The organism is Sphingomonas koreensis (genome assembly GCF_002797435.1).
GTDB lineage: Bacteria > Pseudomonadota > Alphaproteobacteria > Sphingomonadales > Sphingomonadaceae > Sphingomonas > Sphingomonas koreensis.
In genome coordinates this window covers 589188-610191 of the sequence record NZ_PGEN01000001.1, presented here as the reverse complement: position 1 = coordinate 610191, position 21004 = coordinate 589188, and the positions used below count along the sequence as shown (strand labels likewise).

Below are 21004 nucleotides of genomic sequence, written 5' to 3'. Positions count from 1 at the left end.
CGCCTGGCGCAGCCGCCTTTCTTTCCTGTGTTGATTGCGGAGCAAATCATGGTGCTGAACATCGATCGCCGCCGCCTCATCCTCGGCGGCGGTCTTGGCCTTGGCGCGTTGCTGCTGCCCGCGGGACGGGCACTCGCCGCGGAGTTGGCCGGCGCGCGCGGCTTCACCCACAATGTCGCGAGCGGCGAGCCCGGACCGGATTCGATGCTGCTGTGGACGCGCTACGTTCCCGCGAATGGCGAAAGCATCGTGCGGCTCGATGCCGAAGTTGCGCTGGACCAGGCGTTCACGCGGAAAGTGTCAGGCGGAAGCGTCCGTACCGGCGCGTATCGCGACTGGACCGCGAAGGTCACGGTCGATGGCCTGAAACCCGGCACCGTCTATTGGTACCGCTTTATCGGGCCTGACGGCAGCAGGTCGCCCGTCGGGCGGACCAAGACGCTGCCTGAGGGCAACGCATCGCGTTTCGGGCTCGGCGTCTTCTCCTGCTCGAACCTGCCCAATGGCTGGTTCAACGCCTATGGCCACGCCGCGGCACGCGACGATCTCGACCTGTGGCTGCACGTCGGCGACTATGTCTATGAGTATGGCAACGCCGCCTATGCCGGGAAGGCGCTCCCCGGCCGGGTGCTCCAGCCCGATCATGAGATGGTCGCGCTGGCCGACTACCGGTTGCGCTTCGCCTGCTACCGCACCGATCCCGATCTGCAGCGGCTGCACCGGATGGCGCCGATGGTCGCACTGTGGGACGATCATGAATCGACCAATGACAGCTATGAATATGGCGCGCAGAACCACCAGCCCGCCAGGGAGGGCGAATGGAACTCGCGCCGTGCCGCGGCGATGCAGGCCTATCGCGAGTGGCTGCCGATCAGCGACGAGCCGTGGAAGGCCTATCCGATCGGTACGCTGGCGACGCTCTACCGAACGGAATCCCGTCTGCTCGCGCGGACCCGGCCGGCCGATCTCGACGCTGCGTTCAAGGCGGCGAACCCCGATGCGGCGCTGAGTGCGTTCCGCGACGGGGTGTGGCAGGATTCTTCGGCAACAATGTTGGGATCCGCGCAGGAAAGCTGGCTGGCGCATGCGTTCAAGGCCAATGCGCGAACCAGCGCATGGCAGCTGGTGGGCATGGCCACGATTATCGGACGGACAGTGATGCCTGAGGCGGCGATTGACTGGCTCAAGCCGGATGCAAGCGCGGGCACCGTTGCCAAGTTCCGCAACCATATCCGCGCCGCGAAGCACGGCGTGCCGATGTGGATGGACCGGTGGGACGGTTATCCCGCGGCGCGTTCGCGACTGTTGCGAGCGGCGCAGCGCGCCGATGCGGATCTGGTGATGCTGTCGGGCGACAGCCACAACGCCTGGGCCTATTCGCTGGTCGAGGACGGCAAGCCGGCCGGGGTCGATCTGGCGGGGCAGGCGGTCACCTCCGGCGGAATGGAGGGCGGCATGGGTGCCGATCCCCGCGTCGTGGCGCAGGGCTTTGTCGCCGCCAATCCGGAACTCAGATGGGCGGATACCAGCCGCCGCGGCTATCTGATGGTCGAGGTGACGCCGCAGCGCGTGACCGGGGAGTGGCAGTTCCTGCGGACGATCGCCGAACGCTCCACCCAGCTGTCAGGAACGCACCGCATGCATGTCGAGCGTGGCCGGAGGGCATTGGCATGATCAAGGCGGTCTTGCTGTTCCTTGCCGCGGTTGCACCCGCGGCTGCAGATCATCCACTGCCCCGCACGCACCGCAGCGGGCCCTGGGCGTCGGGGCACGTGCAAGGGATCGCGATCGACCGGCACGGCGGCTACATCTACTATTCGTTCACGAACCTGCTCGCCAAATATGATATCGACGGCAAATTGATCGGGACGCTGGTGGGGTGGACCGGACATCTGGGCGACCTCGATTTCAACCCTGCCGATGGTCGCGTTTACGGCTCGCTCGAATACAAGAAGGACCAGGCTTTCTACATCGCGGTGATCGATGTCGCGCGGATCGATCGTGTCGGGATCGAAGCCGGCAAAGGCGACATTCTGCGCACGGTCTATCTCCCCGAAGTCGCGAAGGACTATACCGCCGACGTCAACGGGGACGGGCGGTTCGACGGCGACGACGGCCAGTTCCGCGACAACGCTGCCGCGTCGCCCGACCATCGCTACGGCTGTTCGGGGATCGACGGCGTTTCGTTCGGTCCGGCGTTCGGGCGGAGTACAGGGCCGATGTTGCTCACTGTCGCCTACGGCATCTACGGCAACGCCGCGCGGGCCGACAACGACCATCAAGTGCTGTTGCAGTATGACATCGGGGACTGGTCGCGCTTTGCAAAACCTTTGGTCGAGCAGGCGCCGCATCGCAGCGGTCCGGCCACCGTCCACGGAAAATACTTCGTGCGCACCGGCAACACGACCTATGGCGTGCAGAATCTGGCCTATGATGCGGCCTCGCGACGCTGGTTCATGGGTGTCTATCGCGGTAAGAAGCCGGCGTTCCCCAACTATCTGCTGTTCGCTGTCGATGCCGATACCCGGCCTCGCCGCGGTGACCTGTCGGGCGTGCCTGCCCCGGATGGCAACGGCTGGGAACAGGGCGCGTTGCTTACACTTGCCGATGCGGGTCTCAGAGATCCTGTCACCGGAATTCGCGGTTGGAACCAGAAGGCCGATGTCGGTTTCCAGCCGGTTGGCGGCGGGCTGTTCTATGTCGCGAAGAACTTGGGCGCGAAAGGCGCGCAGAGCGCGGAGCTTGCGCTGATGCGATATCGCGCGGGGGGCTTCAGCGCCCTGTCGGTTACGCCGTCCTCCTCCGCTGCTCCATGAATGTGAGGCTGGGCGCCGGCTGCAGCGATCCGGCGCCGCAGCACGACGAAAAGCCGCCGCTCCGGCTCAGCCGTCAGCCAAGATCCTGCATAAGCGCCAATGTCACGCCATTGGTCCAGCCAAAGCCGATCTCTGTCCCGTATTCGCCGCCGCCACCGGCCCGGCATTGCTCGATGTCGTATTTCTCAAGCAGTTGACCGGTGGCGTCGTAGTGGCTCGCGACCATCGCCAGCCAGCGCTGCGCGATGGTGTCGGCCAGCGCGTTCTGGCCATAGGCACGCAGCCCTTCGATCACGACCCAGTGCAGCGGTGCCCAGCCATTGGGGGCGTCCCATTGCTGCCCGGTAACGCATTCCGTTGTGAGCAACCCGCCCGCGCGCAGCAGGCCTGCGATCGCATTGGCCGCATCCGGCGCGCGCTGCGCCGAAGCAACCCCGGTGAACAAGGCGAAGCCCAGCGCAGCCGTCAGCCGGCCGGATGCACGTCCCAGATCGAGATCATAGTCCGCATAGAATGCGGCGTCCGGATGCCACAGATGAAGATCGATCGCTTCGCGCCGGGCATCCGCGCGCCGGGCAAATTCCGTAGCGGCCGTGTCGTCGCCGAGCGCCTTCGCTTCTTCCGCGATTGCCTGTTCCAACCCGAAGAGCAGCGCGTTGAGATCGATCGGAAGCAGGCGGGTGGTGCGGATCGTCTCGAGCGACTGTCCGTCGCCCAACCAGCGGGAACTGAAGTCCCACCCGCTCTCCGCGGCGGCTCGGATGTCGCGCCACAATTCGGGTGCGTCGCGATCCGGAGCGCGCTGCGCCAGTTCGATATCCTCACGCCAGCTCTCGTCGCGCGGCGCGGCGCGATCGTCCCAATAGCGGTTGAGCAACGCGCCGTCCGCGAGCCGGACCACGCGGCGATGCTCGCCGCCGGGCGCGAGGTCCTTCTCGCCCGCCATCCAGAATTCATGCTCGGCGCGCATCCAACTGAGCCGCTGCGCACGCGCATTCGCGGACCGGTCCTGTGACAGCGCCGCCATCAGGTAGAAGACCGGCGGGTGCGAGCGGCTGAGATAATAGCTGCGCGTGCCGTTTGGGATATGGCCGTAGCCGTCGAGCAGGCTGCCGAACACGGCGATCATATCCTCGACCAGGTCCTGCCGGTCGGAACGGACCAGCCCCAGCATCGTGAAATAGCTGTCCCAATAGTAAAGTTCGCGGAAACGCCCGCCCGGTACGACATGGCGGCGCGGCAGCGCGAGGAGCGAGGAACCGGGCGCCGGCGTTTCGGGCTCGCGCGTCAGCACTGGCCACAGCTGGGTGATATGCTCGCGCAACGGCCGGCCATCGGGCGCGTCGCAATCGGCCTCGGTCGGCAAGACGAAGTTCGCGTCGACGAACGCCCGTAGACCCGCGTCGCCGGAGGGAGGCTGCGCTTTCCAGTCCTGCATGATCGCCTCTGGACCGCGGCGCGGGACGGCATCGGCGAAGGTCTTGGAATCGGGGAACAGGGCGCATTCCTGCACGGTCGTGAACAAGTCGCCAAACAGGTCGGAGGGCTGAGGCACGCTCATGTCGCTGCGACTGCCTGGCGCTTGCGGATCACGGGCAAAGCAACGGCGATCATCGCGATCGGGATGAGCGTGAAATAGAAGGCCAGCGCTCCGGGAAGACGCTGGAACAGCAAGCCGGTAATGAACGAGCCCAAGGTACCCCCAAGTGCCGAGAAGATGACGATCAGCCCCATCATCGCCGCATGGCGGTGGCGGGGGAGGGCGCTCAGGGCGACCGAGCAGAGCGTCGGATAGATCGGCGCCAGGAAGACACCGAGGAGCGGAAAGAGATAGGCTGCGGCCGGCGCGTCGAACCAGCCGGTGTCGGGACGCGGGGTGACCCCGCTCGCCAAGGGGAGCGACACGACGATCAGCACCGCGATGCAGCCCAGGCAGCCGAGCAGGGCGGGGAGCCAAGCCACGCGGCGTAGCACCACGCCTGAAGCGAGGCGGCCGACTGCGAGCGCGCCGACGAAGATGCTGGTCATCTGAACGCTCATCGCCGCGGGCAGGTGCAGCACTTCATTGTTGAACGTGGGGAGCCAGGTGCCTACGCTCTGCTCGACCAGCACATAGAGGAACAGGCCGGCGAGCACCGTGATGCTGGCGGGTAAGGCGGCGAGGCGAAGCATCTCACTCCAGTGAGCGGTCTCGGCTCCGTCGGTCGCGACCGCTCCGCGCTCGTCGAGCGGCGTAGCGAACCATAGCAGCGCCAGCGCGAGGCAGGCCCCGCCAAGCACCCAATAGACGTGAAGCCAGTCGCTACCGGTGGTGTCGGCGCCGACGAACCAACCGAACAGCCAGACGCCGACGAGCAGTCCGACCATGAACACGCCCTCGATCAGCCCGGTGATGCTGGCGTGATCGGCGGGATCGCGCGCGAGCAGCCCGATCGAGGAATAGGTCGCGACCTTGGCGATGCCGAAGCTGAGGCCCGTCGCCACAAACAGCGCCTGCATCGCGACAAAGCCGCTGGCGAAGGAGGCAAGCAGGCAGGCGATGCCGATCAGCGTCATCACCCCGATCAAAGCACGGCGGTATCCAAAAGCCGGAACGCGCGTCGCGAGCAGGAAGGAGGCTGCGACCACCGACAGGTCCTTGCACGCCTCCAGCGTCGAACCCATCGGCTTGGTTGCGTCGAAATGACGGATCGACTGGAGGATCACCACGCCGACGCTGTTCATCAGGATGCCGAGCACGGCGTAAGTGAGCGCGAGCGCGATGATGACGCGGATGCGGCTCATCGGTCCATCTCCAGGAGAATGGCTTCCCAAGCCTTCGGTCATCACGCACCTCCCCGTGGCGCGGGCCAGTCGACCCGTCGTTTCTACGCACAGGCCTATAAAGTTATGAAATGCATTTCAAGGCCGATGCTGAGTCGAGCGGATTCTTGGCGGACGCTCAGGTCTCTCGGATCACCATCTGGGTGGGCAGCAGGGTCGAGCGGGCGCGGGCGCCGTCGATCTGCTGCATCAGCTTTTCGACCAGTAACGCGCCTGCGACATCAGTCTTCTGGTCGATCGTGGTGATGCTGGGGTTGAAATGCCCGGCAGGCGGAATGTTGTTGTAGCCGACAAGCGAGTAATCCTGCGGGGCGGTGAGCCCGCGATCGCGGAACGCTCCGATCGCCGCCATCGCGGCTGTGTCGGAAAAGGCGAAGACCGCATCCGGCCGGGCACCGCCGGTGAGATAGGAGGCGACCGTTTCCGCCGTGGCGGTGAAGGCCATCGATACGATGGGGAGATAGTCGACCGTAACGCCAGGGTGCCGCGCCGCTTCCTGGCACAGCCCCTCATAGCGTAGCCGTAGCTCCTCGTGCCGGATGTCGCCGACGAACAGCCATTTGGTACGTCCGCGCGTGTGAAAATACTCACCCGCCAGCCGCCCGCCGAGCAGATTGTCGCTGCCCACCGCGCAATAGCCGGCATCCTTGGACACCGCGCCCCAGACCGCCATCGGCACGCCCCGCCGCGCAAGGCCGCGCAGCATCGCGTCACGCGTCCCCTGGCCCAGGATGATGAAGCCGTCGGCGGCGCGGGCGCGGTGGAAATCCTCGAACGCGCGCGCGTCGTCGAGGCCGGGCGGGGAGAGCAGCAACTCCTGGTTGCGGATCGATAATGCCTCCGACACGCCGGCCAGCAACTCGAAGATGAAGGGATCGCCGATCGCACCGTGACGGTGCGAAGCGAAGTCGAGCATCACCGCGATCGTGCCTGTGCGTGCCTGGCGCAGCTTCTTGGCGTTGCGGTTTACGGCATAACCGTTCGCTTGCGCCACTTCGAGCACGCGGGCCCGCGTCTCGCCCGTCACCAGCGGGCTGTCGTTGAGTACGCGCGATACCGTGGGCATCGACACGTTCGCGAGGCGCGCAATGTCGCGCATCGTCGGCCGACCGCCGCGTGGCTTCGCTGATTCTGGGGGCTCCTCGCTCATCTGCGCCGACCGTAGGCGGGCAGCGGGTGCGCATCAAGCGCCGCGCAGTGGCTTTGCAAACTATCTTGAAAAGCATTTCATAATTGCATAGCATCGATCCTCGAAGGGCAAATGTGCCCGGTCATATTCGAAGGGGAGGACACATGCTTCGAAGTGCAATTCTCATGCTGGGCGCTGCGCCGCTGGCGCTGATCGCCGGCGCCGCGCATGCGCAGACTGCCGATTCGCAGGCTGCACCCGAACCCGCCGCCGAGGAAGAGATTGTCGTCGTCGGTACCGCGGGCGGCGGCACGCGCCGTCAGGACGCGGCCTTCGCCGTCACGACGCTGAGCGAAGACGCCATCGACCGCGCCGCCCCGACTAGCACCGCCGACATCCTGCGCACCGTGCCGGGCGTGATGGCCGAGAGCTCGGGCGGCCAGAACGGCGCCAACATCTTCGTGCGCGGCTACCCGTCGGGCGGCGACGCGCAATTCGTGACCTTCCAGATGGGCGGCGTGCCGATCTACCCGCCCGCGACCCTCTCTTTCCTCGAGAACTCGCAGCTCATCCGCCTCGACGAGACGGTGAAGCGCATCGAGGCGGTCCGTGGCGGCACCGGCTCGCTCTTCTCGAGCGGCCAGCCGGGCCTGACCGTCAACGTCGTGCCGCGCACCGGCGGCAGCCGGTTCGAGGCGTTCGGCAAGGTCAGCTACACCGATTATGGCGAGGTTCGCGGCGACGCCTGGGTCTCCGGCCCGCTCGGCGAGAATACCGGCTTCATGATCGGTGGCTATTACGCCCAGGGCAATGGCGTCCGCGACCCGCAGTTCCGCGCCGAAAAGGGCGGCCAGATCACCGCGAACATCCGTCACGAGTTCGACAATCGCGGATCGGTCGAAATTTATGCCCGCTATCTGAACGATCGCGGCCAGTGGCTGCTGCCGATCCCGATCGTCTCGAACAATGGCAAGATCAGCGCCTATCCCGGCTTCGACGCGGGCACCGGCACGCTCCCCGGTCGCGAGACGCGCGTGACGACCAATATCGTCGGCCGCACGCTGGATCTGGCGCAGGGCCGCGGCGCCGATGTGATCAACACGGGCTTGTCCTTCGAATATGAAGTCGCCGACGGGCTGCGCCTGCGCGAACGCCTGAGCTATCTGGGCGGCAATGCCGATACCGTCGGCATGGTCCCGGCCGGAGCGCCGGTCGCGGCTTCGGCGATGGCGACGACGTTGGGCGGTGCGGGATCGACCGTGTCGAGCCTGACTTATGTCAATGGCGGCCAGGCCGTTGCCGGCGGGGCCAATGCGCAGGTGATGCGCGCCGGCCTGTGGGAAGTGCGCAAGAAGATCTCGTCCTTCGTGTCGGACACCGCTTTCGAATGGACTTCGGGCGGCAACAAGCTGACGGGCGGCTTCTACTTCGCGGACTATAGCTCGCGCGATAAATGGGTGCTGGGCAACCAGGTGCTGCTGACCGCCGAGCCCAATGCGCGGCTGCTCAACATGACGCTGAACGGCGGGCGCACGGCGACGCTCGGCGGCTTCACCAGCGGCCCCGGTTTCCAGGTCGATGCCTTCTACAAGGGCACCGATTACTCCTTCTACGCCGTCGATGAGTTCCAGATCACGCCCGAGCTGCGGATCGACGGCGGCATCCGCTGGCAGCGCCACGTCGTCGATGCGACGCTGCGTACGCCACAAGCGGCGACGGTCGATCTGGATGGCAATCCGAACACGCTGTACGACAATGCCGTCAACGTGCTCGGTGGCTCGCGTCAGCTTCGCTATGCCGACTCGGCGTGGTCGTGGACGGCGGGCATCAACTACGACATCACCAGCCAGATCGGCGTGTTCGCCCGCTACAGCCGTGGCAACAGCTTCCCGATGTTCGACAATCTGCGTGAGGGCCTGACGCTGATCGCCGAGGTCGATACCTATGAGGGCGGCCTCAAGATCTCGACCCCGATGGTCAGCTTCTATGCCACGCTGTTCCACAACAAGTTCGACGGGCTGGCGACGACGGCGCTTATCAACAATGTACCGCTCAGCGCGGTCGGCGGCGCGAAGGCGACCGGCGTCGAGTTGGAAGGGGCGATCCGGCCGTTCCAGGGCTTCAGCATCACGGCCGCGGGGACCTATCTCGACGCGACCTATGTCGATTTCTTCTCGGGTGGCGGCACGATCGACAACACCGGCAACCGCGTGCAGCGCCAGCCGAAATGGGCGTGGCGCGTGACCCCGGCCTACGAGGTCGATCTGGGCGGCGTGAAACCGTCGCTTTTCGCAACGCTGCAATATACCGGCGACCGCTTCTCCGATCCTGAAAACCTGCAGGTTCTGCCCAGCTTCTACCAGCTCGATGCAGGCGTCTCGGTCGATGTCGGCGAACATCTGACCTTGGCGGTGACCGGCAACAACCTGACCAACGAGATCGGCCTGACCGAGGGCAACCCGCGCATCATCGGCGGGCAGGGCTCGGGCACGATCCTGGCGCGACCCATCCTCGGCCGTTCGTTCCGCTTCAGCGCTGCGCTGAAGTTCTGACGGCCTCCCCCTCCCCGGGCCAAACCCTCTCCCTCCTCTTTGGCCCGGGGATTTTCTATCCTGAGATGCTGTCCGTAGCGTAACCGGAGATTCGCCCATGCGCCGCCGCAGTCTGCTCAAGGGAATGGCCGGGGCAGCGGCGATTTCTGCGACCGCTTCGACTATCGCACGCGCCAATGGACGGCAGCGTAATGTGTTGCTGCTGATCTCCGACGATCAGGGGCTGGATCTCGGCTGCTACGGAACACCCGTCGCGACGCCGCGGCTCGACCGGCTGGCAGGGGAGGGGACCCGGTTCAGCCACGCCTTCGCCGCCGTTTCGTCGTGCAGCCCGAGCCGGGCGGTAATCCATACCGGCCTCTACGGCCACCAGAACGGCATGTATGGGCTGCAGCACGACGTGCATCACCAATCGTTGCTCGACGGGGTCGAGACCTTGCCGTCGATGCTGCGCCGGGCAGGCTATGCCACGGCTTTGGTGGGCAAGAAACATATCGGGCCGGACAAGGCCTTTCCGTTCGAGGCCGAGCTGGTGCCCGAGCGGTCCGGCATCCGCGACGTGCGCGAGATGGCGGTCGCGGCGGCAAGCTTCATCCGATCGACCAGTGACCGGCCGTTCTTCGTCACCGTCGCTTATAGCGACCCGCACCGCGCCGCGACCGACTATGGCAACGACCGCGCCTGGCCCGGGGTGACGCCGGTCAGCTACGATCCGGCGACGGTCCATATCCCGCCGCATCTGCCAGACCTGCCCGAGGTACGGCGTGACCTTGCCGAATATCACGAGTCGCTCAGTCGGCTCGACACTGGGGTCGGGATGCTGCTCGACTTGCTCGCGGAGAGCGGGCGGGCCGAGGACACGCTGGTGGTGTTCCTGAGCGACAATGGCCGGCCGTTTCCGGGCGCCAAAACCAACCTCTACGCGCCGGGGCTGCACCTCCCGCTGATCGTGCGTGCGCCGGGCAGTACGGCGTCGGTCAACGATGCGATGGTGAGCTGGATCGATATCGCACCCACGATCCTGGACTGGGCCGGCGTGGCAGCGCCCGGCTATCCGCTGTCGGGCCGTTCGCTGCTGTCGATCCTGGGCAAGGCTGGCGATCCGGCGCGCGACGCGGTGTTCGCGAGCCACGAGTTTCACGAGATCAACCAATATTACCCCATGCGTGCCGTCCGGACGCGGACGCACAGCTACATCCTCAACCTCGCCCACCCGCTCGACTATCCGATCGCGGGCGATGTGGCGGGATCGCCGAGCTGGAAGGCGATCCGTGCGGACCGCTCGATCCGGCTCGGCAGGCGCACCCAGGCCGCCTATCTCAGGCGGCCGGCCGAGGAGCTGTACGATCTGACGCGCGATCCCGACGAGGTGGCGAATGTCGTGGGGAGTCGCGCCTATGCCGGAGTGCTGGCGGAGCTGCGCGCACGGATGCTGAAGATGCGCATCGACACGCGCGATCCGTGGCTGGCGGGACAGACCGATCCATATGCACATCTGAAACAAGGATGAGGACATCGATATGATGAGGGTCTTCGGCGCGCTGCTCGCCTTGTTCGCCGCAGCACCGGCACTGGCGTGGCAGGATAGCGCCGCCGTCGAGGTTCCCGCCTTCACGCTGCCGCCCTCGGACCAGCTGAGCGAGGAGGCGAAGTCTGTGCTGCTGCGGATGCGTGCGGCGCGGGCACCCGACCTCAAGGACGACATCGCGCGGCAGCGGGCCTTCTATCAGAAATACAATGACGACCGGCTGGCGGAGATGCGGCGGCATTTCCGGACCCGCGAGGAAAGGGCGTCGCTGGGCGGAGTTGCAGTGGATGTCGTCGTACCCGGCGCGGGCATCACACCGGGCAATAAGGACCGCGTGCTGATCAACGTCCATGGCGGCGCGTTCATGTGGGGATCGGGCAGCGGCGCGCTGGTCGAGGCGATCCCGATCGCCGCGACCATGGGGATCAAGGTCGTCACGGTCGACTATCGCCTGACCCCCGAACATCGCTATCCGGCGGCGTCGGAGGACGTGACCGCGGTCTATCGCGCGCTGCTCAAGCAATACCGGCCGGAGCAGATCGGCATCTATGGCTGCTCGGCGGGCGGGGTGATCACCGCCCAGTCGGTGGCGTGGATCCGCAAGCAGGGGCTGCCGCGCCCCGGCGCGATCGGCACCTTCTGCGGAACCGCAGCCGGGTTCAGCGGGGACAGCCCCTATCTTGCCGGGCCGATCGCCGAAGGCACCGTGCCGCCGGCCGGGCCGCTGCCAAAGCTGTTGCCAACGGCCTATATGGCCGGGGTCGCGGGCGAGGATGCGGCGGCGTACCCGCTGCTCTCCGACGCCGAGATCAAGGCCTTCCCGCCGACGCTGCTGCTGGCGGGTAGCCGCGACTTCGCGGCGAGCGCGCTGACGCTGGCGCATCGCCGGCTGGCGCAGGCAGGCGTGCCAAGCGAGCTGTTCCTGTTCGACGGATTGCCCCATGCTTTCTTCGTGTGGCCCGACATGCCCGAATCGATCGAGGCATATCGGGTCATCACGCGGTTCTTCGACACGCATCTGGGCAGACGGAAATGAGCAACGAAATCGACCGGCGCGGCGTCCTTCTCGCAGGGAGCGGCGGTGCGTTCGGCCTCTATAGCTGGGCAGCGGACGCGGCCGCCGCGCCGGCGGCGCAGAAGAGGAGCCTCCTCCTCAAGCGCATACCGCGCACGCGGCCGCGCAACATCCTGGTTGTGCTGACCGACGACCATCGCTTCGACGCGATGGGGTTCATGAAGACCCAGGATTTCGGCGAGACCCCGACGCTCGACCGGTTGGCGCGCGAGGGCGTGCATTTCCGCAACGCCTTCGTCACCACTGCGCTATGCTCGCCCTCGCGCGCGTCGATCTTCACCGGCCTCTACGCCCACCAGCACCGCGTGGTGGACAACAACCATCCGATCCCGCCGGGCCTGACCTACTACCCGGAGTATCTCCAGCGCGCGGGGTATGAGACCGCGTTCATCGGCAAATGGCATATGGGCGCGGAGACCGACCGGCCGCAGCCCGGCTTCGACCATTGGGTGAGCTTTAAGGGGCAGGGCCACTACATGCCGCATCCCGACGGCCTGAATGTCGACGGACGCAAGGTGCCGCAACGGGGCTACATTACCGACGAGCTGACCGACTATGCGCTCGACTGGATCGGCAAGCGCGACCGCAAGCGGCCGTGGATGATGCACCTGGCGCACAAGGCGGTGCATTCGGAATTCATCCCGGCGCCGCGCCATGCAGGGCGCTACAGGGACGCGAAGTTCCGATATCCGGAGAATATGAAGCCCGGCATGCCCGGCCGGCCGATGTGGGTCGAGAACCAGCGTAACAGCTGGCACGGCGTCGATTTCCCCTATCATTCGACGCTCGACATCGCCGACTACTACAAGGCCTATATGGAGACTTTGCTGGCGGTCGATGAAGGGCTGGCGCGGATCATGGATCTGCTGGCGCAGCGCGGCGAGCTCGACGACACGCTGATCCTCTACATGGGCGACAACGGCTTCATGTTCGGCGAGCATGGCCTGATCGACAAGCGTGCGGCATATGAGGAATCGATGCGCGTACCGATGATCGCGCGCTGCCCGGCGCTGTTCGGGCCCCGGACGGTCGACCAGGTGGTTGCGAATATCGATGTCGCCCCGACGATGCTCGCCGCCGCCGGCCTCGCCGCGCCGGAGAGCATGGCGGGCGCGAACATGCTTCCGCTTGCGCGCGGCGAGACGGTGCCCTGGCGCAAGGAACTGGTCTATGAATATTATTGGGAGCGTAATTTCCCCCAGACCCCGACCGTCCACGCGCTGCGCGAAGACCGCTACAAATATATCCGCTTCCACGGCATCTGGGATCTGGACGAGCTGTACGACCTTGAGGCCGATCCGCACGAGAACGACAATCTGCTCGCCCGGCCGGGGCATGAGGCGCTGGCGAAGCGGATGGGCGCGAAGCTGTTCAAGCTGCTCGAGGAGACCGACGGGATGCAGATCCCGCTGAGCGCGGATTCAGAGGGGCGTAATGTGCTGCGCAGCGCCAGGGGGCCAAAGGGCGCGCCGTTTCCGCCGCAATTCGAGCGATAGGCCTGCCCGCCCGATATTCGGCGGATAGCCCCGGGGTGAAATACCCGCTGACCCGTATTTCGGTGCGCCCGATCGTGCGCAACAGCAGCCGGACCACATGCCCGTGTCAGCCAGCGCGACGACGGCTGATCAACGCTCGATCTCGTCCAGCAGGATATCGACCAGCCGGAGGCGAACCGTGGCGCGCGACCAGACGATACCGATTCGCCGGCCGACCGGTGCGCCGGGCAGGGGAAGGCGGCTGAGGTTTAGTCCCTCGGGCCAGGGTGGCATCCAGTCGGGCACGAGCGATACGCCGAGGCCGCGGTCGACCATCACCGCGATCGCATTGAGCGCGTTGAGTTCGAACCGTTCGCGCGGGATAATGCCCGATGCGCGCAGATATTCGTCGGCGCGACGGCCACCCCATTGGTTGCGGTCGTACCTGATCAGCGGCTCTTCGCGTAGCAGGGCGTGCGGGTCGCGATCTGCCAGCGCAGGCGGCGCGAGCACGACCAACTGCTCCTCGCGCAGCACGCGCCACTCGCAGGTCTTGGGCAGGGGATGCGGCGCTTCGAGCACGAAAGCAGCATCGAGGTTCCCGGCTTCCACTTCCGCATAGAGCTGGGCCGAGTGGCTGGAGCGGATGTGGACGTTGATCTGAGGGAATTTTGCGCTGACCCTTGCAAGGATCTCGGGGAGCATGCCGATCAGCGGAGTGGTGCAGGCGCCGAGCCGCAATTCGCCGCTCAGATCGCCGTCGCGGGCGAGGCTGCGCAGATCGGCGGCATCGCGGAGCAGCTGACGGGCCTGAGCGAGGATGCGGTCGCCCTGCTCGGTCATCCGCACGGTGCGGCCGACGCGCACGATCAGCGGTGCCCCCAGCTCGCGTTCGAGCGCATGCAGCTGCTGCGCGACCGCCGACGGGCTGAGCGTCAGCGCACGCGACGCCGCCGCCATCGAGCCATGCTCGACAACGGCCACGAAGGTGCGCAGGAAGTTGATGTCGATGGCGTCTCTCTCCGGTCAGGCCGCCTGCTTACGCGCTTTATCGTAGATGGTCAGGCCCTCCAGCGAATGGCTGGGCGGGGGGAAGAGCAGGCTTGCGAGATAGCCGATCACGATCGAGGCCATGATCGCCAGCGCGAGATACCAATAGGGATGGATCAGCCCGAAGATCCACACGACCAGCGTCAGCAGCGATGCGGCGACGATGCCGATCGCCACCCCCTGCCAGTTGGCGCGTCGAGTGAACATGCCGAGCGTATAGGCCCCCGCGCAGCTGCCGCCGAGCAGCCCGAACAGCTCGATCGTCAGGTCGAGCAGCGAATGGATGTCCATCCGCGACAGGATGATCGCGATGCCGATGCCGATCAGGCCGACCACCACGCTCATCCACTCGGCGAAGCGCACTGTCTGCTCCTGCGTGGGGTTGCGGAACTTGCCGTAGAAATCGACCGAGAGCAGGGTCGCGACGGAATTGATGATGCCCGACAGCGTACCCATCGCCGCCGCGAACAGGCCCGCGATGATCAGGCCGGTGACGCCGGCGGGCAGCTCGGTGCCGATAAAGGCCGGGAACACCGCGTCGATCGGCAGCATCGGGTTCAGCTGTGCGGGATTCTCCCGGTAATAGGCGAACAGCACGGTGCCGATGATGTAGAACATGAAGGCGCTGGGCAGCAGCACGACGGCAAACACCCAGACAGAGCGGCTCGCTTCCTTTTCGGACGGCGTCGCCAGCACGCGCTGCATCAGCACCTGATCCTTGGGGAAGGTGAGCACCACGTCGAACAGCACCAGGATCAGGAAGCCCCAGAGGGTCGGCTGGGTGATATCGAAGCTCAGATTGACCATGTCGGTCTTCTCGAACGCGCGCGCGGTCTCGACGACCGGCATCAGGCCGAGCTGGTAGATGATGAAGCCGATCGCGAAACAGGCGCCGCCGGTCAGCACCATCACCTGGAACACGTCGGTCCAAACCACCGCCTTCATGCCGCCGAGCGCGGTGTAGATGATCGTGAAGATGCCGACGACGACGATGCAGGCGACGATGTTGGTATCGGTGATCGTGCCGATCGCCATCGCGGGCAGGAACAGCACGATGCCCATCCGCCCGCCGATCTGCATCAGCATCCACAGCGCGCTCGAGAGCAGGCGGATCGAGGGGTGAAAGCGCGTTTCGAGATAGTTGAAAACCGACACGAGATTGAGCCGCCGGAACAGCGGCACGATCATGATCGCGACGAAGATCAGGCCCGCGATCGTCGACATCTTCGACATGATGTACTGCCAGTTGGTCTCGTACGCCTTGGCCGGAATGGCGAGATAGCTGATCGAGCTGATGCTGCCCGCGAACATGCTGATCCCCGCCGCCCAGGCCGGGATCGACCGGCTCCCCAGGAAGAACTCATTCGACGAGCCGTTCTTGGCGCCACGGTAGAAGTAGAAGCCTACCCCCAGCATCCCGAACATGTAGACGCCGATGATCAGCCAATCGAGCAGCGCCAGCGACTGGCGTTCGCTGACCAGTTCGGTGGTGGTGAATGCGAGGCCGTTCGCATTGCTCCGCGCGGCCAGCAGACCCTCGCCATAGCTGACCGCGGCTTGCGGCGTTCCCGCCTGCGGTGCGCCGAGCGCGGCCCATGCGTCGGTGATCGCGCTGTAACTGTAGAGCCGCGTCGCGCCGTCGGCGCCCGAGCCGAGATAGAGGAGATAGGCCTGTCCGATCGCCCGCGTCGATCCCGGCACGATCGCCGCCGGCGCCCTTGCCCCGACGCGCCAGCCCTTGTCGGAGAACCAGCGCCATTGCGCGCCGTCGGCCAGCGTTACGAACACGCCCTTGTTCTGCGCGCCGAGCGCGACCGGCGCAGCGCCGCCCGGCCATGCGGCCTGCGCCGCCCAGCGGCCGGGGGCGGAGAGGGAAGCCTTGTACAGCCGGGCTGCGCCGTCGGGGCCGAGTCCGGCCAGCCAGATGCTGTCGTCGCGGATCGCTGCCTGCGCCGCGTGCAGCGGGACGGGCAGGGCTGCGAGCGGGTGGACGGCAAGCCCGTCATTGGCAATAGTCAACCGGACGATCCGTTCGGCCACCCCGCCCCGGCCCGCGATCAGCACGGTACGGTTGCCGTCGCTCGCGGCAGCGATCTCGCCCAGATCGGCAAGCGCGTCTGCACGCAACGGTTCCCAGCGGCGCTTGTCCGCGGACAGCCGGAACGCGCGCCGCCCGTCCAGAACGACGGGCTGCCCGTCCACACCGGCCAGCCGGATCCGGTCCCCCGTATCCGGCAAGGCGGGCAGGGGGGACGTCTTGCTCGACACTGGCGCCCCGGTGCCCGCCATTGCGGGAGCGACGGAGGTCAGGACCAGCAGCAGGACGGCCAGCGGCCAGGACAACAGGCGGGCGGTCATGCGTCGTCTCCGGCGAGCAGGGCTTGCGCTTGCGCGATCATCGGCCGGTCGACCATGCGTCCTTCGAACAGGAATGCGCCGCGGCCGTCCAGTGCGGCCGCCTGCGCCGCGGCGACCAGCCGCCTTGCAACGGCGCGGTCGAGCGTATGATCGAACACTTCATTCGCGGCGGCGATCTGGCGCGGGTGGATGCAGCTCTTGCCCATATATCCGAGCGCCTGCGCCATCCCGGCCTCTGCGCGGAACCCCGCTTCGTCGGCAAGGTCGGGCCAGGCGCCGTCATAGGCGAAGATGCCCGCAGCAGCTGCGCCGAGCCTGATCTGCCACAGCGCCGCATGCACGGCGCGCGGATCGCGGCGGTCGGCGCCGAGGGTGGCGAAGAGATCGTTGAGGCCGACCTGCAATCCCGCGACGCGCGGATGCGCGTTCGCGATCGCGGCTGCGCGCATCAGCGCATGTGGAGTCTCGATATTGACGAGCAGGCCGATCGCCCTGCCGGTCGCATTGGCCGCGGCGATCACGCCGGGCGCATCCTCGATCTTGGGAAGGTTGATCAGATCGATACGGCAGTTCCGGATCGCTTCGATGTCGGCCGTGAAATCGGGCCCGGCAGGATCGTTGACGCGGACGATGATCCGTTTCGGGGTCCCGCGTACCGCGTCGCTGGCGAGAAACGCGGCGAGCCGCGCGCGCGCCGCCGCCTTGCCGTCCGCCGGTACCGAATCCTCGAGATCGAAGGACAGCGCGTCGGCCGCACTCGCCAGCGCCTTGTCGAAAAACTCGGGACGCGAGCAGGGCACGAACAGCTTGCTGCGCATCAACACATCCTCCCCGCCGGGTCGATCCCGATCTGCGTCATCGATAACCGCGCATGGAGGAAATTGATGCTGGTTTCACACCGCAGGAAATGTGCGTTCCGAATTGGTGGGCCAATCGGGACCGCACAAATTGTCGGGTATGAACGCAGCACAACCCCGGTTTTATCGCCCTGCAGGCGGCATAGGATAGCGCGCAGATAACGAACCATAAGAATTGGGAGGGGACGATGAGGAGTTTCGCACGCGCCACGGCCGCAGCATTGATGCTGGGCGGGGTCGCTATGCCGGCCTGGGCACAGCAGGTCGATGCGCAAGATGGCGCCGCCGCAGCCGAGGAGGCCGACGAGAATTCCAAGGACGTGATCGTCACGGGCAACCGTGCGCCCAAGGCGGTCGACAAGATCGCCGGCGCGATCACGGTGATCTCGCCCGCCGAATTGCAGCGCTCGCTTGCGATCACCGAGGACAATACCGCGGTGCTGGCCAAGACCGTTCCGGGCTATTCGGAATCGAACCAGACGCTGAACACGCTGGGCGAGACGATGCGCGGGCGCACCGCGCTCTATCTGTTCGACGGCGTGCCGCAATCGACCCCGCTGCGCGACGGCAGCCGCAACGCGACCTTCACCGACATGTCTACGGTCGAGAAGATCGAGGTCATCGGCGGCGCTTCCGCGGCCGAAGGCATCGGCGCGGCCGGCGGCGTCATCAACTATATCTCACGACGCGCCACCCGTGACGGCTTCCACGCCAATATCGGCGGCCGGCTGGGCAGCCAGTTCCGTGACGACAGCGAGACCTGGGGCATCAAGGGCGACATCGCCTACAAGGGCGGCGCGTTCGACGTGTTCGTCGCCGCCGCCTATGTCGATCGCGGGATGACCTATGACGCGAAGGGCCGCCGCATCGGCCTGTCCGCGTCGAGCTCGCTGGCGGATTCGACGCAGCGCAACTTCTTCCTGAAGGTCGGCACCGATTTCGGCAGTGCCGGCGTGCAGCGGCTGGAGGCGACGGGCAGCTACTTCAAGCTCGCGAGCAAGGGGGGCTATCATTATGTCGCAGGCAACCGTGCGACAGGGCTTCCCGACACTGCCGAGCCGGGCCCGTTGCTGGTCAATGGCCTGGACGTGCTGCGCGAGGAGTTCAACGAGTTCATCCAGGGCGCACTGACCTACACGCATACCGACCTGTTCGGCGGCAATCTGGTGATGACCGGCTATTATGCGAAGCAGGCGATGCGCTTCGGCGGCGAGAACAGCACCGACCGCCAGGACCCGCTGATCGCGCCGATCGGCACGCTGGTCGATCAGTCGGAGATCCGGTCGGAGAAATATGGCCTGCGCACATCCTATTCGCGGCCCAATTTCCTGATCGACGGCCTTGAAGTCCGCGTCGGCATCGATGCGGTGCATGACGAGACCGAGCAGCGGCTGGCGCTGACCAACCGGGTCTGGGTTCCTCCGATGAAATATACGAGCTTCGGCCCCTATGCCCAGCTTTCCTGGGATATCGGCGCGGTTACCCTGTCGGGCGGCGTTCGCCATGAGAACGGCACGATCAAGGTCGATGACTATACCACCACCTTCTTCCGTGGCCGCCAGGCGGTGAAGGGCGGCGAGCTCAAGTACAAGAACACCCTGCTCAACGGCGGCGTGATCGTCCGGCTGGGCCATGGCTTCTCGGCATTCGCGTCGTACAGCGAAGGGTTCACGCTGCCCAATGTCGGCATCCCGCTGCGCAATATCAGCACGCCGGGCCAGTCGGTCTCGAGCACCTTTGACGAGCTGCAGGCGGTGGTGTTCGAGAACAAGGAAGTCGGGGTGAACTGGCGCGGCAGCTGGGGCAGCTTCGGCATCTCGCGCTACAATTCCTATTCGAAACTGGGCTCGACCTATGGCGTCGATCCGGTCACGCTCGACTTCGTGCTCAACCGCCGCCCGATCCGGGTCAAGGGCTGGGACGTGACCGCCGAGGTCCGGCCGATCTCGCAGTTGCGCTTCAACGCGGTCTACAGCTCGCTCGAGGGCTATACGAGCCCGGCCAACTTCCAGAGCCGCCCGCTCAACGTCCAGCTCGGCATCGTCAATATCGCGCCGGACAAGCTGAACCTGAGCGCGACCTGGACGCCCACCGACGCCGTCTCGCTCTCGTTCGGGATGGACAAGACCTTCGACCGGACCGTCCGGACGGGCCAGACCGTCACCGAGCGGACCACCGGCCGCACGCTGTTCGACCTGACCGCCAAGTACAAGATGAAGGACGTCGGCACCGTCTCGCTGGGCGTGGAGAATCTGTTCAACAAATATTATTTCCTCGCCTTCTCGCAGATCGATTTCTTCCAGAATTACTTCGCGGGCCGCGGACGGACGGTGTCGCTGACGCTCAGGAGCGATTTCTGAAGCTCCGCCACCTTTGATAAGAGGACCGATATGACCGGGACCACGCCCGGCGGCCGGGTGCTGGTCGCCGGATCCGCCAATGTCGACTTCGTCGTCCGCGCGCCGCACATCCCGGCGCCGGGCGAGACGGTGCTGGGCGGCGACCTGTCGGTCGTGCCGGGCGGGAAGGGCGCCAACCAGGCGGTCGCGGCAGCCCGTGCCGGCGGCGCGGACACCGCGATGCTGCTTGCGCTGGGTGACGATCCTTCGGCGGGGGTGCTGGAGGATTCGCTGCGCGCGGCGGGAGTGAGCCTGCACGTGGTTCGGGCCTCCCGCCCGACCGGCGCGGCGCTGATCACCGTGTCGGACGGGGCCGAGAATGCGATCACCGTCGCCCAGGGGGCGAATGGCGAGCTGGCGCCGGAGCATCTGCCGTCGCTGGAAGGGGTGTCGTGGCTGTTGCTTCAGCTCGAAACCCCGATCGCGAGCGTGATCGCCTATGCGCGGGCGGCGCGGGTCGCGGGCGTCGGGGTGATGCTGAACGCAGCGCCGGCGCAGCCGCTTCCGGCCGAGCTGCTGGCGCTGGTCGATCTGCTGGTGGTCAATGAGGAAGAGCTGGCGGCGATCACCGGCAAGCAGGGCAGCATCGCCGAGCGGGTCGCGCGGACCGGCGTCGCCACCACCGTGGTGACCCTGGGCGAGCGCGGCTGCTGTGCGGCCGATCATGGAACATTGATTTCGCAGGCAGCCTTTTCGGTCGCGGCGACCGACACGACGGCGGCCGGCGACACCTTCTGTGGCGTGCTGGGTGCGGCGCTGGCGGGCGGCACCGACCTGCTCGGCGCGCTGCGCCGGGCGGCGGCCGCGGCGGCACTGTCGGCGACCCGCGCCGGCGCGCAGACCAGCATTCCGACGGCGGCGGAAGTCGCCGCTTTCCTGGCCGATGCGGCCGAAGCCGATGCGCGTACACTGGCCGCCTATTGCGGCATAAGCGAGTAGATC

The 21004-nt window shown here is 66.3% G+C and carries 14 protein-coding genes; 8 read left to right on the top strand and 6 right to left on the bottom strand.

Annotated features, from left to right (window positions below; translation table 11 throughout):
- The first annotated feature begins 48 nt into the window (after positions 1–48).
- Positions 49–1674 (top strand): alkaline phosphatase D family protein, encoded by a 1626-nt coding sequence (locus tag BDW16_RS02895; protein WP_066580098.1) that lies wholly within the window; start codon positions 49–51, stop codon positions 1672–1674.
- Entirely contained in the window at positions 1671–2816 is a 1146-nt protein-coding gene (locus BDW16_RS02890; protein WP_066580097.1) for a hypothetical protein, read from the top strand. The genes BDW16_RS02895 and BDW16_RS02890 overlap by 4 nt, the downstream gene beginning before the upstream one ends.
- Before the next feature lie 73 nt (positions 2817–2889).
- On the opposite strand, the gene treA is transcribed toward BDW16_RS02890, so the two are convergent.
- From treA to BDW16_RS02875, 3 genes are all read right to left on the bottom strand, one after another.
- Entirely contained in the window at positions 2890–4377 is a 1488-nt protein-coding gene (gene treA / locus BDW16_RS02885) for an alpha,alpha-trehalase TreA (protein WP_066580092.1), read from the bottom strand.
- A complete protein-coding gene (locus BDW16_RS02880) occupies positions 4374–5600 on the bottom strand; it encodes an MFS transporter (RefSeq protein ID WP_066580089.1) in 1227 nt (408 codons plus the stop codon). Before BDW16_RS02880 ends, treA begins: the two co-directional genes overlap by 4 nt.
- 157 nt (positions 5601–5757) lie before the next feature.
- Positions 5758–6789, bottom strand: a complete 1032-nt coding sequence (locus tag BDW16_RS02875; RefSeq protein ID WP_237241079.1) for a LacI family DNA-binding transcriptional regulator — start codon at positions 6787–6789, stop codon at positions 5758–5760.
- Between the two features lie 143 nt (positions 6790–6932).
- On the opposite strand from BDW16_RS02875, the gene BDW16_RS02870 reads away from it, so the two are divergent.
- The 4 genes from BDW16_RS02870 to BDW16_RS02855 all read left to right on the top strand — a co-directional run bounded on the left by BDW16_RS02870 (position 6933) and on the right by BDW16_RS02855 (position 13419).
- Positions 6933–9320: a TonB-dependent receptor gene (locus BDW16_RS02870; RefSeq protein WP_066580085.1), complete on the top strand. Its 2388-nt coding sequence runs from the start codon at positions 6933–6935 to the stop codon at positions 9318–9320.
- Between the two features lie 97 nt (positions 9321–9417).
- Positions 9418–10830, top strand: a complete 1413-nt coding sequence (locus tag BDW16_RS02865; RefSeq protein ID WP_066580082.1) for a sulfatase family protein — start codon at positions 9418–9420, stop codon at positions 10828–10830.
- 10 nt (positions 10831–10840) lie between these two features.
- A complete protein-coding gene (locus BDW16_RS02860) occupies positions 10841–11884 on the top strand; it encodes an alpha/beta hydrolase (protein WP_241230582.1) in 1044 nt (347 codons plus the stop codon).
- A complete protein-coding gene (locus BDW16_RS02855; protein WP_066580081.1) occupies positions 11881–13419 on the top strand; it encodes a sulfatase family protein in 1539 nt (512 codons plus the stop codon). The genes BDW16_RS02860 and BDW16_RS02855 overlap by 4 nt, the downstream gene beginning before the upstream one ends.
- Positions 13420–13548: 129 nt before the next feature.
- Here the strand turns inward: BDW16_RS02855 and BDW16_RS02850 are convergent, their stop codons facing one another.
- From BDW16_RS02850 to BDW16_RS02840, 3 genes are read right to left on the bottom strand one after another with little or no spacing between them, the layout of a single operon-like run.
- Positions 13549–14394, bottom strand: coding sequence for a LysR family transcriptional regulator (locus BDW16_RS02850; protein ID WP_255265774.1), 846 nt, complete (start codon positions 14392–14394; stop codon positions 13549–13551).
- A 30-nt stretch (positions 14395–14424) separates the two neighbouring features.
- A complete protein-coding gene (locus BDW16_RS02845) occupies positions 14425–16806 on the bottom strand; it encodes a sodium:solute symporter (RefSeq protein ID WP_066580077.1) in 2382 nt (793 codons plus the stop codon).
- Positions 16803–17624, bottom strand: coding sequence for an HpcH/HpaI aldolase/citrate lyase family protein (locus tag BDW16_RS02840; RefSeq protein WP_066580075.1), 822 nt, complete (start codon positions 17622–17624; stop codon positions 16803–16805). The genes BDW16_RS02845 and BDW16_RS02840 overlap by 4 nt, the downstream gene beginning before the upstream one ends.
- Before the next feature lie 227 nt (positions 17625–17851).
- Between BDW16_RS02840 and BDW16_RS02835 the strand changes: the two genes are divergently transcribed.
- Complete coding sequence (locus BDW16_RS02835; RefSeq protein ID WP_083954366.1) at positions 17852–20023, top strand: TonB-dependent receptor; 2172 nt, start codon at positions 17852–17854, stop codon at positions 20021–20023.
- Positions 20024–20053: 30 nt separating this feature from the next.
- Entirely contained in the window at positions 20054–21001 is a 948-nt protein-coding gene (locus BDW16_RS02830) for a PfkB family carbohydrate kinase (RefSeq protein WP_066580073.1), read from the top strand.
- Positions 21002–21004 lie beyond the last annotated feature (3 nt).

What these genes read in the sequence shown, in the direction of transcription:
- BDW16_RS02895 (WP_066580098.1), top strand. Translation starts at nt 49, where the DNA reads ATGGTGCTGAACATCGATCGCCGCCGCCTCATCCTCGGCGGCGGTCTT.
- BDW16_RS02890 (WP_066580097.1), top strand. Translation starts at nt 1,671, where the DNA reads ATGATCAAGGCGGTCTTGCTGTTCCTTGCCGCGGTTGCACCCGCGGCT.
- treA (WP_066580092.1), bottom strand. Translation starts at nt 4,377, where the DNA reads ATGAGCGTGCCTCAGCCCTCCGACCTGTTTGGCGACTTGTTCACGACC.
- BDW16_RS02880 (WP_066580089.1), bottom strand. Translation starts at nt 5,600, where the DNA reads ATGAGCCGCATCCGCGTCATCATCGCGCTCGCGCTCACTTACGCCGTG.
- BDW16_RS02875 (WP_237241079.1), bottom strand. Translation starts at nt 6,789, where the DNA reads ATGAGCGAGGAGCCCCCAGAATCAGCGAAGCCACGCGGCGGTCGGCCG.
- BDW16_RS02870 (WP_066580085.1), top strand. Translation starts at nt 6,933, where the DNA reads ATGCTTCGAAGTGCAATTCTCATGCTGGGCGCTGCGCCGCTGGCGCTG.
- BDW16_RS02865 (WP_066580082.1), top strand. Translation starts at nt 9,418, where the DNA reads ATGCGCCGCCGCAGTCTGCTCAAGGGAATGGCCGGGGCAGCGGCGATT.
- BDW16_RS02860 (WP_241230582.1), top strand. Translation starts at nt 10,841, where the DNA reads ATGATGAGGGTCTTCGGCGCGCTGCTCGCCTTGTTCGCCGCAGCACCG.
- BDW16_RS02855 (WP_066580081.1), top strand. Translation starts at nt 11,881, where the DNA reads ATGAGCAACGAAATCGACCGGCGCGGCGTCCTTCTCGCAGGGAGCGGC.
- BDW16_RS02845 (WP_066580077.1), bottom strand. Translation starts at nt 16,806, where the DNA reads ATGACCGCCCGCCTGTTGTCCTGGCCGCTGGCCGTCCTGCTGCTGGTC.
- BDW16_RS02840 (WP_066580075.1), bottom strand. Translation starts at nt 17,624, where the DNA reads ATGCGCAGCAAGCTGTTCGTGCCCTGCTCGCGTCCCGAGTTTTTCGAC.
- BDW16_RS02835 (WP_083954366.1), top strand. Translation starts at nt 17,852, where the DNA reads ATGAGGAGTTTCGCACGCGCCACGGCCGCAGCATTGATGCTGGGCGGG.
- BDW16_RS02830 (WP_066580073.1), top strand. Translation starts at nt 20,054, where the DNA reads ATGACCGGGACCACGCCCGGCGGCCGGGTGCTGGTCGCCGGATCCGCC.